Origin of the sequence: Myroides odoratus (genome assembly GCF_965118575.1) — a bacterium.
Taxonomy (GTDB): Bacteria; Bacteroidota; Bacteroidia; order Flavobacteriales; family Flavobacteriaceae; genus Flavobacterium; species Flavobacterium odoratum_B.
In genome coordinates this window covers 17403-33953 of sequence record NZ_CBCPHW010000027.1, presented here as the reverse complement: position 1 = coordinate 33953, position 16551 = coordinate 17403, and the positions used below count along the sequence as shown (strand labels likewise).

Annotated in this window: 13 protein-coding genes and 1 other RNA gene; 6 read left to right on the top strand and 8 right to left on the bottom strand. The window is 33.7% G+C overall.

What is annotated here, in order from left to right; translation table 11 throughout:
* Nucleotides 1-95: 95 nt before the first annotated feature.
* Genes ACMHJ2_RS16755 through ACMHJ2_RS16745 form a run of 3 tightly spaced genes read right to left on the bottom strand, consistent with a single transcriptional unit; the run spans nucleotide 96 to nucleotide 5128 of the window.
* Complete coding sequence (locus ACMHJ2_RS16755) at nucleotides 96-878, bottom strand: hypothetical protein (protein ID WP_413514011.1); 783 nt, start codon at nucleotides 876-878, stop codon at nucleotides 96-98.
* A 56-nt stretch (nucleotides 879-934) separates the two neighbouring features.
* The gene (locus tag ACMHJ2_RS16750; protein ID WP_413514010.1) at nucleotides 935-3418 is read right to left on the bottom strand and encodes a carboxypeptidase-like regulatory domain-containing protein; all 2484 of its coding nucleotides are present in this window, start codon (nucleotides 3416-3418) and stop codon (nucleotides 935-937) included.
* 3 nt (nucleotides 3419-3421) lie between these two features.
* On the bottom strand, nucleotides 3422-5128 hold the full coding sequence (locus tag ACMHJ2_RS16745; RefSeq protein ID WP_413514009.1) for a M23 family metallopeptidase: 1707 nt from the start codon (nucleotides 5126-5128) through the stop codon (nucleotides 3422-3424).
* 352 nt (nucleotides 5129-5480) lie between these two features.
* On the opposite strand from ACMHJ2_RS16745, the gene ACMHJ2_RS16740 reads away from it, so the two are divergent.
* The 4 genes from ACMHJ2_RS16740 to rny all read left to right on the top strand — a co-directional run bounded on the left by ACMHJ2_RS16740 (nucleotide 5481) and on the right by rny (nucleotide 7864).
* Nucleotides 5481-5771: a hypothetical protein gene (locus tag ACMHJ2_RS16740; protein ID WP_413514008.1), complete on the top strand. Its 291-nt coding sequence runs from the start codon at nucleotides 5481-5483 to the stop codon at nucleotides 5769-5771.
* A gap of 8 nt (nucleotides 5772-5779) precedes the next feature.
* Nucleotides 5780-6079 (top strand): cell division protein ZapA, encoded by a 300-nt coding sequence (locus ACMHJ2_RS16735; RefSeq protein ID WP_413514007.1) that lies wholly within the window; start codon nucleotides 5780-5782, stop codon nucleotides 6077-6079.
* Nucleotides 6080-6144: 65 nt separating this feature from the next.
* Nucleotides 6145-6253, top strand: a non-coding RNA gene (gene ssrS / locus ACMHJ2_RS16730) — 6S RNA.
* 48 nt (nucleotides 6254-6301) lie between these two features.
* On the top strand, nucleotides 6302-7864 hold the full coding sequence (gene rny, locus ACMHJ2_RS16725) for a ribonuclease Y (protein WP_413514006.1): 1563 nt from the start codon (nucleotides 6302-6304) through the stop codon (nucleotides 7862-7864).
* A 48-nt stretch (nucleotides 7865-7912) separates the two neighbouring features.
* On the opposite strand, the gene xerA is transcribed toward rny, so the two are convergent.
* Nucleotides 7913-8827 carry a site-specific tyrosine recombinase/integron integrase gene (xerA, locus tag ACMHJ2_RS16720; RefSeq protein ID WP_413514005.1) on the bottom strand — a complete coding sequence of 305 codons (915 nt, stop codon included), beginning with the start codon at nucleotides 8825-8827 and terminating at the stop codon, nucleotides 7913-7915.
* A gap of 91 nt (nucleotides 8828-8918) precedes the next feature.
* On the bottom strand, nucleotides 8919-9551 hold the full coding sequence (locus tag ACMHJ2_RS16715; RefSeq protein WP_413514004.1) for an outer membrane beta-barrel protein: 633 nt from the start codon (nucleotides 9549-9551) through the stop codon (nucleotides 8919-8921).
* Between the two features lie 329 nt (nucleotides 9552-9880).
* On the opposite strand from ACMHJ2_RS16715, the gene aroQ reads away from it, so the two are divergent.
* Nucleotides 9881-10297, top strand: a complete 417-nt coding sequence (aroQ, locus tag ACMHJ2_RS16710; protein WP_413514003.1) for a type II 3-dehydroquinate dehydratase — start codon at nucleotides 9881-9883, stop codon at nucleotides 10295-10297.
* A gap of 11 nt (nucleotides 10298-10308) precedes the next feature.
* Entirely contained in the window at nucleotides 10309-12777 is a 2469-nt protein-coding gene (locus ACMHJ2_RS16705; protein WP_413514002.1) for a DUF5686 family protein, read from the top strand.
* A 42-nt stretch (nucleotides 12778-12819) separates the two neighbouring features.
* On the opposite strand, the gene ACMHJ2_RS16700 is transcribed toward ACMHJ2_RS16705, so the two are convergent.
* The 3 genes from ACMHJ2_RS16700 to ACMHJ2_RS16690 all read right to left on the bottom strand — a co-directional run bounded on the left by ACMHJ2_RS16700 (nucleotide 12820) and on the right by ACMHJ2_RS16690 (nucleotide 16342).
* A complete protein-coding gene (locus tag ACMHJ2_RS16700) occupies nucleotides 12820-13782 on the bottom strand; it encodes an ABC transporter ATP-binding protein (protein WP_413514001.1) in 963 nt (320 codons plus the stop codon).
* Nucleotides 13783-13940: 158 nt separating this feature from the next.
* Nucleotides 13941-14885, bottom strand: coding sequence for a thioredoxin-disulfide reductase (gene trxB, locus ACMHJ2_RS16695; protein ID WP_413514000.1), 945 nt, complete (start codon nucleotides 14883-14885; stop codon nucleotides 13941-13943).
* A 302-nt stretch (nucleotides 14886-15187) separates the two neighbouring features.
* Nucleotides 15188-16342: a gliding motility-associated C-terminal domain-containing protein gene (locus ACMHJ2_RS16690; protein ID WP_413513999.1), complete on the bottom strand. Its 1155-nt coding sequence runs from the start codon at nucleotides 16340-16342 to the stop codon at nucleotides 15188-15190.
* Nucleotides 16343-16551: the final 209 nt, after the last annotated feature.

Below are 16551 nucleotides of genomic sequence, written 5' to 3'. Positions count from 1 at the left end.
ACCATTCAATCTTACCCATTAACTAAATACAAACAAAAAAAGCCCTCAAATGCTAATTCATTTGAGGGCTTCTATATGCGCTTTTATTTTTCTTATTACTGAACTTCTGTAGAAGAGGTTGCTTCGGTATTTACTTCACTACTCAGCACCTGTAAAGGATCATAATTTTTAACTTCCCAAGTTGGGTCAGTTAAATCAATATAGAAGTAGTTAACATTGTCATTTTTATCAAAAGCACCGTTCTTATTGATATCTTCTATCGTTCTAAAGTATAATCTATTTTGTACATCAATTACTGTCCAATCTAATAATTCTTGCAAATAAGGACTTAATTTTTTAAAGTTAACTCCACTTCCTTTACTGATATAAAGCGTTTTTATATCATTAGAATCAATCTTTCCATCGCGATTTGTATCCGCATCAAATACGCTATATACTAAACAATGTTTTTTGAGTTTTTCAGCAATTGTATTCAAATATACCACAGATTGGATTTGAATTTTTTTAGCCGTCAAAGGTTTAATTTCTAAAGAATCTTTATGTTGAAACATAAGGTTCTCTAAATATCCTGTAATCTCAAAAGGAACATAGTTCGAAACCGTATAAGAAAACTGGCTGACTTTACTCGTTCCGTATTTACTTGGACTTGCATACACTCTTACTTCTCCAACAGGATGAATTAAATAAGAAGAACTACCAACAACCAAAGGTAAATCAGCTATTCGAATATCTTCTGTTTTTTCTTTCACTGTTTCTTGTTGATCCAGTGATTCCATCTCATCTTTATAAATGACTTTTGGTTTTTCCCCCTGTTCTTTACAAGAAAAAAACAACATAATGGAAAAAACACTTGCTACTAGTGCTACTTTTATTTTCATTCTCTTCACTATTGATGATTCAAAGATACGTTTTTTATATATGCAGTACTAAAAAATTAAAACGCTAAAGCTACTTTGAGATTAAACGTTCTATTGGTCATAAAATTGGGAATTGCATACTCATTATTCGTACTTAAATCGCGAATCCATGTATTGGTAATTGCATTTGCAATATTAAATACGTTGTACACTTCTATGCCGATTTGCAAGTGATCAATACCTTGTAACCAATTGCTACTTTGTCCTACCGTATCATCTTTAAATACATAATTGAATCCAATATCTGCTCGTTTATAATCGCGTAATCTTCCTTGATATAGATAAGGATCTACATAAGAAGGAGATCCTCCAGGTAATCCGGTATTATACACTGCATTTAAATACAATCTTAAATTGGGAATGGAGGGAACATAGTCTTGAAACAGCAAACCAAACTTCAACCGTTGATCAGTAGGCCTAGCAATATACCCCTTGCCTTGGTAATTTTCTTCTGTTTTCATAAAACCAACACTCACCCAAGATTCAGTTCCAGCTATAAATTCGCCATATAGTCGAACATCCGCCCCATATACATAAGCTTTAGCCTCATTATTGGCAACATAACGAACCCGTACATTATCTAACGTATAGACATTTACATTTTGGATATCCTTGTAATAGAGTTCAGATTGCATGCGGAAATTTCTATCCCACATTTTAAATCGATAATTGTGCCCTAAAACAAAGACATACGCTTTTTGTGCTTTTAAATCTGGATTTAATTCACCATCAAGACCTCTATACTCTCTATACGATGGCGGCTGCTGATACAATCCGAAAGCAAAACTAAATAACATATCTTTCTCCCAAGCACTTGGTTCAAGAGCTACTTGCGCCCTTGGACTAACAACAAATTGTGTTGACCCACCCTTAGGCATTTTCCATGCTTGCATTCTAGCTCCAGCATTCAGCGTTAGAACCAACGTATTTATATCAATTACTTTATTCCATTCTCCATAGCCCATAAAGCGATTGATATCGACTGTATGTTTAGTATGAAGAGCTGAATACTCCTGTTTATTAGGTAAAATATAGCCCAAAGAATCCATCAATTCCCACTCTAATAAGCGATCTTTTATATTTTCTCTTACATATTTCAAACCCCATCGTAAAGATGTATTCCCATCCTCTAAATAATGGGTTCCTTTTACTTCAGCACTAACAGATAGCGCATCGTAATTATTTCTAGCATGTGTATACTGAGAAGCTATTCCTTTTCTACTAGGTAGTGGATTTTCTATATCATTTCCAAAAAGAGGGTCTGAATCGCTTTCTTGGCTATCCATAACTAAATAAGAAGCTTCTATATCATAATATTCTTTTTCTTGGGTATGATAAGCGGAAACAATACCTTCAATTTTAGTTCTCCTCTTTTCATACGTCGATACAATTGCACCAAATAAAGAACTGTACTTATCTTCTTCTTTACCGTCATATAAGATAGTGACATTCGATACATTATTGTACCCTCCAAAAGCAACGTCAGCGCGATTGGGTTCATATTTATATTGATTACCAGTTATGTTTCCTATAAAACTAAAATCCCATTGGTCATTAAATTTATAGTTCACTACCGTTTGTGCATCCATAAACGAAGGCTTATAATAGCCATCGTCATCTTTTCGATTCATCAATAATCTATTGTTGTGATAACGCATTCCAATAATAGCAGTTAAAGCTTGGTCTTTAGAAACTAAATCCACGGTGGCTCCAGCTCCCAAAAAACTCGCTTGTAAATAGGCTTTATTCTCGGTTGGTTTTCGATAGGTAATGGCTAAAACAGACGATAATTTATCGCCATATCTCGCTTTAAATCCCCCTGCAGAAAAATTAATATCCTGAACTAAGGTTGGGTTAATAAAACTAAGTCCTTCTTGTTTTCCAGATCGGATTAGGAACGGGCGGTACATTTCAATTCCATTTACATAAATCAAATTTTCATCAAAACTCCCTCCTCTGACATTGAACTGACTACTCATCTCATTGTTAGAATTGACACCTGGTAAAGTAGTTAATATCGTTTCTAAGCGATTCGTATTCCCTACTGCATCCGTTATTCCTGTTAAACTAACACTAGATAAATCGCGATCAAAAGCACCTCTATAATTCAATATTTCAACCGTTGGCATGAGTTTACTTTGCAATGTATCACCTCTAAATTCATCCGCTACCAAATACGGATGGATTTCAGTATTCTCTTCACATACAAAAATAATCTTATGAATTTCATTCGATTTCAACTTAATCTTTTGATTCATATCGCAAACATACCCTACAATTCGAATATGAATAGGCTCATCTGCGGGGACTTCTAACGTAAACTCTCCTTTTGTATTCGTTATCGTTTTTGCTGTCCCATTCTGAAGTAACACTTGAACCTTGGAAATTTCTTTTCGACTTTGCTTTTCAATGACTTTTCCTTGTACAATAGCCTTACTTTGCGCATAACTACCTATACACATCATAAACATCCATACAGTGATCCCTAATCGTTTTATCATGTTTTATTTTCTAAAAAAGTGGGTTGAAAAAGTAGTTTCATTTTCCATATTGTCAGTTACCTTTATAACCACCTCATTTTTCCCTGAGCTTACTATTCCATCACTGAATAAATGTACTATTTTTTTCGTTTTATAATCATAATCCAGCAAAATCCATTTTCCATTGATACTTCCTTCTATTTTATTAATTCCAGAATCTGCATCTTGTATTAAAAAATAAATCTCATTAACATTGCTCAGCCAATCGCCTTCTTTAAAACTAGGCTGATAGATTTTAGGCGGAGTCGTATCTATTCCGTACGAATAATCTCCAAGTTTTTTGGTATAAATGGTAAATAGCTTTCCCTTTTTATACGTTTTAAAGTATTCTTTACTTCCATTCTTTGAAATGCGAGCCAGATAGGTTTTTTCGAGTTCTTTGTCACTCAATCCAAATGTACTCATATCAAGCGTTAAGGTCATATTTTTAAAACCGGCTACCACATCTTTATGTAAAGTAACTACTTTGTTTTTTGCATTAAATAGAAAAGTAAAATCTTGATAAAATACATTAGCAGGAATACTCAAGGTTGCAAAATTCTTTTCTAAAATAAATTCTCTTGTAGATACTATATTGTAACTATCTGCTCCAGAAACATCGATACTTTCTACTAAATCAAAGCTATAATCAGCATAAGTTATTGGAATTTCAATGGTTGTTTGGTTTCCGTGAAAATCAGCGGTCACAATTCTATATGTATAGCTTTCACCGGGTTTTACCTCGAGGATTCCATTATTTTCTTTATCTACTTTCAGCACAGACAGGGGATATGGTTTTTCAACAAACATTTTTTGAACCTTTGCTTTGGTTCGAGTGACACGTCCGTAATCTACTAAAGCATTAACAAATCCAGATTCACTAAAAGCGAATGTATCAAACTGATAGCTAAAACTTGCTTTTCCGTTGATAAAAGTCTCTACTTTATAAACCCCATTTTTATTGGAATTATTGTTTGCCGTATCATACATATCAATACCAAAGCTTATTTTTCCTTTAGCAGTAATGGGATCAACCGTTAAAATTCCATCGATGGTTTTATAAGGCAATTGTATGGGATTGACATTTTTGTTAATTGCGGCATTTTCAGAAATTGGATAAGCATAAATAGCATTAATTGTAGGAGGTTCCGTATCGACTAACATCGCTTTCATTCCCCAACTAAGAGGATTTACAATCGCCTGAGTTTTGGTATCGCGAAATTCATAATGCAAATGCGGACCACCAGACCCACCAGTATTACCAGTATAAGCAATAATTTCGCCTTTTTTGACCTTAATTTCATCGCGTTTAGGAAAGATTTCTATTTCAAATAGCTGTTGTTTATAGTGTGCCTCAAACACGCTCTTTCCAATTGCTCCCTCATACCCATTTAAATGGCCATAAACGGTGGTCATTCCATTAGGATGATCTATATACAAGGCTTTTCCGTAGCCCCATGTTGATACTTTTATACGAGAAACATACCCATCTGCTGGTGCATAAACGGGTAAGCCAATTCGTTGTTGGGTTTTAATATCCAAACCTGCATGAAAGTGACTTCCTCTTAGTTCTCCAAAATTACCAGAAGCATTAATGGGAATATTTAGTGGATTTGCAAATTCCAGAGATTGTATTTGTCCAAACGTCAATAGGCTAAACAAAGCAAAAATTCCAGTGAAGCTCTTTTTCATTTTTTTTAATTTCTTGCTAAAATAACGAATAATCTAAAATGCGAGAATCCTTTTCTATAAATCCTTTCATATAAGTACATATTCACACATGCCTATAAGTCATTATACACCTTCATACCTTCAAAAAAAACAATTTTATTTAAAAATAAATAAATGGCCCAAATGCTATCAAATAATCATTCAAATACCTCCTTTATACCTAAAAACACTTGTATAAAAGCATATTCTAATTATATGAGCTAGTTATTAATCAAATTTCTAGCTATTCACGCGAACTTTTAGCAGAAAATATTTTAAAATCTAAATACTAATTGTAACTTTGTAAAAGAATAGTGAATATTTATTTTGTGAAATGAGCGAACTAACAGACATAATTAATGCATTGGAAGTAAAGTTTGCGCGACTTGTACAAAGGCTAGATAATTTGGAAGCGGAGAACAACAAACTCAAGCAACATTTAATCGATACACAACAAGAGATTCAGCAAAATGAGATGCAATTAGATGATATTTATAAAAAATATGAATCGCTTCAATTAGCCAATTCACTATTGGGCAGTGACGAAGGAAGAAAAGATACAAAACTCAAGATAAATTCATTGATAAGAGAGATAGACAATTGTATTGCTCAACTCAGTAAATAAAGGCAGTTATGAGTCAAAATGAACAACTAAAAATTAAGATATCTATTGCAGATCGAGTTTACCCGTTAACGGTAACTTACTCACAAGAAGAAGCTTTGCGTTCTGCATCTAAGAAGATTGATATTATGATTAGTCAGTTTGAGGATAACTATGCTGTACGAGATAAGCAAGATGTTTTGGCTATGTGTGCTTTGCAATTTGCATCACAAACAGAGCAAAAGACAATTGACACATCAGAGAATTACAACAAGGCTGTTGATCGTTTAGTTCGACTAGATGAGGCTTTGGATCGCATTCTTTCCAAGTAATAACACGTTCTTATTTAAGAAATAACTAAAAAGATACTGCTCACATTAGTAAACCGTTTTGATAAACTCAACACTAACAAATTAAAATGGGTGAATCGTTGCTACTAAAGCATGCTGCATTTATGCAGATCCTTGAAAAGCAAGCTAACCCAAAACTTGTTTAAATCAGAGTTTATGCAACTCTACTGATGTGGGCTTTTTTTATATAATTATAAAACACATATGGATATACTATTTATTGTTGGAGGAGTTTTAGTAGGCGCAAGCATAGGTTTTGCAATTGCAAAATACTTAGAAAAAAACCATGCTTCATCTGTTTTACAAAACGCTAATAATGAAGCTAAGACACTTATACGCGACGCGAAAACAGAAGGAGAGTCACTTAAAAAAGAAAAAATACTTCAAGCCAAAGAGAAGTTTCTTGAGTTAAAAACGGAGCATGAGCAAGTAATTTTAGCTAGAGATAAGAAAATAGCTGAAGCAGAAAAGAGAACGAGAGATAAAGAATCTCAGATTTCTAATGAATTATCAAAGGCAAAAAAAGCAGCTGAAGAAAGCGAAAAAATAATTAAAGATTACGATGTTAAGGTTGAGCATATAGAGAAAAAACAAGAAGAAGTTGATCGCTTACACCGTACACAAGTAGAACAATTAGAGATTATTTCTGGTTTAACTGCTGATGAAGCAAAAAACCAAATTGTTGAAAGTTTAAAAACAGAAGCCAAAGCTAATGCAATGTCTTACATTCAAGACACGATTGAAGAGGCTAAATTAACGGCTCAACAAGAAGCAAAAAAGATTATCATTAATACGATTCAAAGAATAGGTACAGAAGAAGCTGTTGAAAACTGTGTATCTGTATTCAATATTGAATCTGATGATGTAAAAGGTAGAATTATTGGTCGTGAAGGACGAAACATTAGAGCAATCGAAGCTGCAACAGGAGTTGAAATCATTGTTGATGATACACCTGAAGCTATTATCTTGTCTTGTTTTGATCCGGTAAGACGTGAGATTGCAAGGTTGTCTTTACACCGTTTGGTTACAGATGGACGTATTCACCCAGCTCGAATTGAAGAAGTTGTTGCTAAAACGACCAAACAAATTGAGGAAGAAATCATTGAAATTGGAAAAAGAACGGTTATCGATTTAGGAGTTCACGGCTTACACCCTGAATTAATTAAAATCGTTGGTCGTATGAAATATAGATCGTCTTACGGTCAAAACTTATTACAACACTCGCGTGAAGTAGCAAAATTATGTGGTTTAATGGCTGCAGAATTAGGCTTGAATGTAAAATTGGCTAAACGCGCTGGATTGCTACACGATATTGGTAAAGTACCTGAAACAGAAAGTGAATTACCACACGCTATCTTAGGTATGCAATGGGCTGAAAAATACGGAGAAAAACCAGAAGTTTGCAATGCTATTGGAGCTCACCATGATGAGATTGAGATGAATACCTTAATTGCGCCAATTATTCAAGTTTGTGATGCTATTTCGGGAGCAAGACCAGGAGCAAGAAGACAAATTTTGGATTCTTATATCCAACGTCTAAAAGACTTAGAAGGGATTGCTAATGAATTCAGTGGCGTTAAAAACTCCTATGCTATTCAAGCAGGTAGAGAGTTGCGTGTAATCGTTGAAAGTGAAAAAGTATCGGATGAAATGGCTGCTACTTTATCTTTTGATATCTCACAAAAAATACAAACCGAAATGACTTACCCAGGTCAAGTAAAAATTACCGTAATCAGAGAAACAAGAGCTATCAACATAGCTAAATAAAAATAAGCAAAAACACAAAAAAAGCGTTCTAAATTTAGAACGCTTTTTTTATGCTTTTTTTATACTTCGAGGATGATAGGTATCCATAACTCCTTTTAATTTCTCCCGACTAATATGCGTATAGATCTCTGTAGTTAAAATAGATTCATGCCCCAACATTAATTGAATCATTCGTATATCTGCGCCATTTTCTAATAAATAAGTAGCAAATGAGTGTCTGAAACTATGGGGACTTATATTCTTTTGAATAGCAGCTGCTTTGGCAGCGTTTTTTACAATTGTAAATAACATCGCCCTCGTCAATCGTCCGCCTCTACGATTTAAAAAGACAATATCCGAATCTTCTTTCTTTACTTGCATGTGATTGCGAATGGTATTTCGATAGGAATTTACCAATTGGATTGTAGTGGGATCGATAGGAACAAATCGATGTTTACTTCCCTTCCCTACTACGCGAATAAATCCTTCTTCAAAAAATAGATCACTCAATCTCAGGTTAATCAACTCGCTGACACGTAGTCCACAACTATAAAGCATTTCAAGCATTACCTTATTGCGATAGCCTTCATTGGTTGAAAGATCTAACGTAGCAAGCATAGCATCAATTTCCTCCATAGCTAATACTTCCGGTAATTTTCGTCCTAATTTAGGTATTTCCAATAAATCCGTAGGTGCCTTTTCGATTTGACCTTCTAAGAGTAAGAACGTAAAAAAACTCTTTAAACCCGAAATTATTCGAGCTTGAGAGGTAGGTGCTAATACGGTAGAGACCTGATAAATGAACTCATTGATAAGTTCTGGTGTTACTTGCTTTGGTTGCGTTTCTATCTCGTTACTTCCCAAAAAATTGACAAATTTAATTAAATCCAACTCATAGCTTTCAATTGAATTTTCGGCCAAACCTCGTTCTAATTTCAAGTAATGGATATAGGATTTAATTGTGTTCTGCCACGTTTTTGTCATTTTTATTTTTTTAGTTGGTTCCCTTCAAAGATAAAAAAAAGAGCTTCAAAACTGAAGCTCTTTTCCTATTCTATTAATTACTGTACTTAGTTTAGAATTTATAAACTAATCCAAATGTTGCGTTATCAAAGAAATTATTGAAAACATTCACATTAGCTTCTGTTTCTGAAACAGTTCCTAGTTTGTTTCCATCCTTTTTATGGTCGTGATTTCCATAAGAAAATACATTACCTAAAGTGAAAGCAACTGCTAAATTTTCAGTTAGAAAATAATTAAATCCTAAATCAAGACCCGCTTGAATACCTGTTATTTTTTCTTTTACTGCAGAAACCTCTTTTTGATCATAACCTACACCAACTTCAGCATATGTTTTGAAACGGTTACCCAATTCTAAGAAATAATAACGAGCAAATGCGCCAGCATACAAGTTTGTAGCTACTGCATCATTAAAAAACTCTTGTTCTCCTTTACCAAATGCCATAGAAGCTCCTACTACTACTTTATCCGATAAGAAGTATCCTACCTTAGGATTTACTTTATACGTAGTCGTTTTTACTTTATTACCTGAGTTAGAATTTTTATCCACTTTATCAGAGATATTGAAACTCCCTTCAAGCATGATGTTTCCCTCTTGGAATCCAAAAGTTGGTTTTTCTTTTTCTTGTGCGTTAGCAGTGAAACCTAAAGCAGCTACTGCTACTAATGATAGTACTAATTTTTTCATATACATTAATTTTATTACTATTAACTAAAACGAAAGTACGGCTTATCACACCAACAAGACGTTTATTTAATAAAAATATAACATTAAAGAAACCTTATATAATTAAAAAATTAACATGATATTGTAAATCAATTAGTTATTACGTTAGCACAAATAGTTAACATTTAGTTAATTTCAATAAAATAATTCTTTTTCAAACAGCGTAAAACTTAAAACATTCAAAATCAAGGGAAACTAAATTGAGGTCTTTCTAAATATTAGCTATTCCTTTTGTCTATCCAAGCTTAATATTAAATATCTTTGTTTTCATGTACCACTAAAAATGAAAAATGAAAATTCTGATACTCAATGGTCCCAATCTTAATTTATTAGGAAAAAGAGAACCTACTATATATGGGAATACCTGTTTTGAAACCTACTTTGAGCAGCTAAAAGTTACATTTTCTACTTGTGAGCTTGTGTATTTTCAGTCGAATATAGAAGGGGTTTTAATTGATAAATTACACGAAGTTGGTTTTAGTTATGATGGCATTATTTTTAATGCTGGGGGTTATACACACACTTCTATTGCCTTAGGTGATGCTATTGCAGCAATTAGTACTCCTGTAATTGAGGTACATATATCCAATACACATGCCCGCGAAGATTTTCGTAAAACATCTAAATTAGCAGCTTCTTGTAAAGGTGTTATTCTAGGTTTTGGTTTAAAAAGCTATGAGTTAGCGCTTAGCTCTTTTCTAGATTAATGTACAATCTTTTGCTGAAAATTACTTTATTTCTATTTGTCCTCTTAGTTTTTCTATCAGGAAGTTTAGGCTATGCCCAAACGATTCAGGGAAAAATCACTACTTCAGCTAACATTCCCATTGAAGGTTGTTTGATTTTTATCCCAGGTACTTTTAATCATACCCGCACAGACGCTCACGGTTCTTTCACCATAGATTGGCATTCTAAGCTACCTATTTTTATTCAAAAAGAGGGGTTTGAACATGAAAAGATTAAGTATAAAGAGCAAACAAATTCCCTTGAAATTGAATTAACCCCCTTAGATAAAGGCAGTTTACTTTATACAGCGCAACAAAGCGATTATGCTTCTTATCTGATTTCGCTTCTGTATAAGCAGTTTAAACAACAAAAATCAAATTACCAGGTTTCCTATTACGCCAAAGGAGATCTTCAGCTTAATACACAACGTTCTTCTTATTTAGGACAGAAACGCAAAGATTTAGATCCAGCTTTAGACATTGACAGTGAGCAAGCTGGGAATTTCATTTACCTCAGTGAAATACATTCCGATTTAGATTATCAAAATAAAATCATCAGTAAAGAAACCGTACATGCTTTACAACAAAGAGGAAATTCGAAAGAGATTCTATTCTTAACTGGAACGGATAATGATTTTAATATTTTTGACCAGGAGGTATCTAAACAAATTAATGTGGTCTCTCCGCTTTTACCTTATGCTAATTCGTATTATAATTTTGATATTATATCTGAAGAAAAAGAAGGAGAAGACACCATCTATCGCATCTATTTTTCGCCTAAGCGAGATCGAGAACCAATTATGGAGGGGTATATTGAATTTACGAGTAAAAACTGGCAGGTCTTGTCTTTTTATGCTAAAATGCGAGGTAATAATGTCAACTTAAAAAACATTCACAACTTACAAATCAAACAAACGTATGTGCCTTCTCCTTCTTTGGAAGCGAATGTAAAAATTGCACAGACTCTCGTTTTTGATGGGAAATTCTTTGTTTTTGATTTTATTGGAAAATTTGAAAGTAGTTTTTCTAATTACACCGAAAAACCAGCTGATTTAATGAAGAATCGAACCAATGAATATTTGACTTTTGCTAAAAACTACAATAGCAATGAAGAGGAAAAGCTAGGTGCTATCCGTCCATTTAGCCTGACCGCAGGTGAAAAAAAATATTTCAATCAAAAAGCCATTTTCCTAACAGATAACACAAAAGCAATCCTTGATTCAATTGATAAAAGAACTAACAATTTCACTATTTTCAAGTTAATCAAGGGCTATAAATATGTCAATTCGTATAAGAACAGTACCTATAGTTACCATGGATTACTGTCTACTTTTGCATTCAATGCAGTACAAGGATTTAATATTACATCTGGCATTGACTACACCAAATTGAGAGCCAACAATGCGGCTACCTCTTATGGGGTCAACGTGAGTTACGGGTTTAGTGAAGATAAGTTTCGATTTTCTGGTTATGCTTCCCATGTATTTAATCAAAATAACTACCGCACAATTCGATTAGAAGCAGGGGAATCTATTGAGCAATTCAATCAAGATGATCCAATAAAAAAACCAATTAACTCTTTTGCTTCTGCTTGGTTTGGTAAGAATTATGCCAAGTATTTTCAAAAGAAATACATTGCTTTAGATTACAGTCAATACGCCTTCACAAATTTTAAATTTGAAGGGCGTTTAGAATATGCTCATCGACAAAATTTATACAATACAATCCAAAATCCACCTTTTGTACCTACTTTGGATTTCACCTCTAATAATCCTTTGGATCCTTCTGACTTTGTTACCCCTTCTTTTAAAGACAATGGCGTTGTGAAACTGCAAGTGAATGTACAGGTTGTTTTTGATCAAAAAACGATTAGTTATCCCGATAAAAAGCAATATATACAACAATCCAAATACCCGATTTTAGAAGTGCACTTAGAAAAAGCACTTAATACAACCGATCGTCATTTTAGTTATACTTTTGGTTCTATTGCAACCAAATATCAAAATAATATTGGCAATATCGGAGCCTTATATACGGGAATATCTATAGGTCAATTCTTTGAACAAAATCAGATTCCTTTTACAGATTACAAACACTTTAATGGAAATCAAACGTTTATTGGTTCAACAGCTATTTACAATAAGCAATTCAATTTGCTTCCGTATTATGAATACAGTACAAATAAATCTTATGTTGAATTTCACTTAGAACACGATTTTAGAGGATATCTAATTAATAAAATTCCTCTTTTAAACAAAACAAGGTATTCCTTTATTATTGGGTTTCACCTGCTTCATACCCCTGATAGACCAACCTACAAGGAATTTAGCATTGGCTTAAATAACTTTGGGTTTGGCAAATTCAGACCTTTTAGAATTGACTATATTACTTCATCCTCCAATCGACAAATGCGTCATGGTGTTGTTTTAGGAATTAAAATACTGGATTTAATACAGAAATAGAATCAATCAACAATGGGGGGCGCTATTCGATTACGTTTCCTCTTATTGGTATTTTTTCAAAGCTAATTTAACCTTTGTTCCTATTTGCACGGATGCAGGATGATTAAAATACAAGTCTCTATTATTTTTAAAACGCGCACAAATTAAATAACCATCACCATTGAAATAAACGTGTTGTATTTCCACTTCTAATATTCCTTTTAGCTTGGATATCATCAATTGATGTGGGTAGATTAATAGCACTTCGTCCTCTAGGGTTTCTGGTGTAAAATCAGAGATATACAATTCATTAACTTCCCCAAATAGGGTTGCCACGTATTTATCAGAAGGGTATTCATACAAATCTTGGGTATCGCCATAATCAACTACCTTTCCCTCTTTTAAGACGATGGTTTCATCTGCAAAACTCAATACATCCATACTGTCGTGTGTAGCGACCAAACAGGTAATGTTTTTTTCTTTTAAATAGGAAAAAATCTTTCGACGTAAAACACTTCTACGTGAATAATCAATATGGCTAAAAGGTTCATCCAACAATAATACTTCAGGATCAACGGCTAAAACTCTAGCAATTGCTACTCTTTGTTGCTGTCCGCCACTCAATGCTTTAACTTTTACATCTGCAAAGTCTGTCATCTCGATTAACTCCAACAATTCGGCTATTTTTGCTTTCTTTTTTTCTAAATTAAAGTTAGATAGAAACTTTCCAATATTTTCAGCTACCGTTGTATGGGGCATTAAATCAAAATCCTGTGCTAGATAATGCATATTTTCCATACCTGGCACTAAATTATAGGCAGGACCTAGTACTTGCTTGTCATCCCAAAAGATTTCACCTTGATTTAAATCGTACAAACCGTAGATCAATTTTAAAAGAGTGCTTTTTCCACATCCGCTTTCTCCTAATAAAGCAACGTGTTTTCCTTTTTCAATCACTAAATCTATGGCGTCTATAACGGTATAATTGGCGGTATAACTAAACGATATATTTTTTACTAAAAGCATGTTGAGATTTTAAAGTACAAAGATAAAAATATCTTAGTGATGCACTGTACTAAAAACAGATAAACGAGGAAAAATAAATGGATAAAAAAAGGGACAAAGCATAATTACCTTATCCCTAATTCATTATAGATTAGTAAGAAGTAAGAAACACCTCTTATTTAGTCTTTGGAAGCTAAATAACGTTCTGCATCTAAAGCAGCAATACATCCGGAACCAGCAGCTGTAACAGCTTGTCTGTAGTCTTTATCCTGAACGTCTCCACAAGCAAAAACCCCTGGCAGATTCGTTTTGGTTGTTTTTCCTTCTGTTAGTAGATACCCTGTTTCATCCATGGTCAATTGTCCTTGGAAGATATCTGTATTGGGTTTATGACCGATTGCCACGAAAAATCCAGTTGCTGGGATGTCAATCTCTACCCCTGTTGCATTATTCTTTGCTTTAATTCCAGTTACTACGTTTCCATCTCCTAAGACTTCAACTGTACTTGTATCCATTAAAATTTCAATATTAGCTGTATTGCGAACACGATCCTCCATAATTTTAGAAGCTCTAAATTTATCACTGCGTACAAGCATGGTTACTTTTTTGCAAAGCTTAGACAGATAATGAGCTTCTTCACAAGCCGAATCTCCTGCACCTACAATCACAACCTCTTGATTTCTATAGAAAAAACCATCGCATACAGCACAAGCAGAAACTCCACCGCCCAAACTTAGGTAATGTTGTTCTGACGGTAATCCTAAATATTTAGCCGTTGCTCCTGTAGAAATAATTACGGTATCTGCGTGTACTTCTGTTGTTTCGTTTATCCAGACTTTTTTTACTTCTTGACTTAAATCAACCTTAGTCACCCATCCATCTCTTACTTCCGTTCCAAAGCGCTTAGCCTGAGCTTCCAACTGCAACATCATTTCAGGTCCGGTTACACCATCAGGATATCCAGGAAAGTTTTCTACCTCATTTGTTGTTGTTAATTGTCCTCCTGGTTGTAATCCTTGGTACAAAATTGGAGCCATATTTGCTCTTGCAGCATAAATAGCAGCTGTATAACCTGCTGGTCCCGAACCAATAATTAAGCACTTTGTTTTTTCTATCGTTGACATATTATATCTTTTTAAGAATTGTAAAACAAAAATACCTTTTTTCCCAGCGATTCAAAGCACTTTTCAAAAGAAATAACTTATTTCTATATAGGTAAAGTCTATCTACTCCCAATCCAAAGAACGACTCAATTGGAATTTCTTTTGTTTGACTTTTTCTAATTTGACGTTATTTCTTCTTGTATGGACTTAGTTGAAGTTGAAATTTGCAAATAACTGCGTATACTCAAAATAGGCGTCTTTTAGGGACGCCTATTTTTCACTTTAGTAAGGAGCTGAATTAATTTAACTATATACTTCTTCCTTTATTTTGTATCCAAATGTAGATATCCCGATTTTTTTATGGTATAGCTTCTGTTTTTTGTTTCTGTTTCATAAGTGATGAGGTAATAATACGTTCCAGCCGGTAGTTTCCCCCCTTTACTTTGATAGCCTTTAAAAACATTACCCTCGTGATTATAGTTTTTTGTTTCATACACTTTTGCTCCCCAGCGGTTGTATATTTGAACCGTATTTTTGGGATACTTAGTAATGTTTTCTATTCTAAAATAATCATTTTCGTCTCCGCCATTTGCATTGACAAAATTGTAAATGATAAGGCCATCCTTATTCGTGTCAGGCTCTGTCACTGTCGCTAATGTAAAATAACCGAAATCTGTGATATTAGTTGGAGTGGAAATCGACTTATTTGCTATATCCACCACTCCTCCTACATCCTCCCATCGTAATTTAGTGGGATTCCAATACACAATATGCAATTCGCTTTCAACGTTACTCAACACTTCAGCAAGTGTGGTTTCTTCATCCCAACTTAAAGTCAAAATGATGCTTGCCGTACTGTTTGTTGCCTTTTCAATTTTCCAATATTCTGTTGTATTGATTTGTTTAATCTCTTTTACATGTGTTTGATGTTTAGCGAAAAAAGCGGAATCATTCCAAATATACTTCCCCCATATCACTTCTTTATTACTCGGAGGAGCAGATATAGCGGCTGGTCTGTAGTGTGCTTTATTTCCTACTGGAAAAACAAATGCTTCCGCTCCTACTTTTTCAACTTGTCCATCAATAAAACTAAGTGCATTGCTATTTTTGTGTTTAGATTTAGGCATAAAACTAACTAAACCATAGGGCAATTTTGTAGTTGTATTAAACAAGGAATCCACTTTTATAATCCCCATTTTAAAATCCACTTCTCCCCATATATCTAGATTTGCTTTAAGGTCAAAATAGGTAAAAGCTCTCTTACTATCAAAGGTAACTTTATTGAGGTTAACAACTTCTGTTCCTTCAATTCTTGTATTCTCTCGTTTATTATTGATAAAAAATACTTCTCCTGTAGCTAGTGATTTAGTAAAGTCGAAATACCCTTCATTGGAAAAATTTCCATAATAATAGATTATTCCATCGTTCCTTACTTTACCTTGGCTAAGGTTTGTAAAATCTGAGAATGAACTTATCAAAGTTTTACTTTTAACTTGAAATATTCCCTTGTTGTAAAAAAAAGTTTTTTGAGCTGTGCTTAAACTTGGTACTAAAACAGTTAGAGTAAGTATAAAGCGATATAAGTATTTTTTTTTCATTATGTGCTAGTCTTTTTCATCCTGTTTATTCTATATCAAGTAAACAAGAAATCGGGTAAATTGTAAATTTTGTTCTAATTGGAATGAAG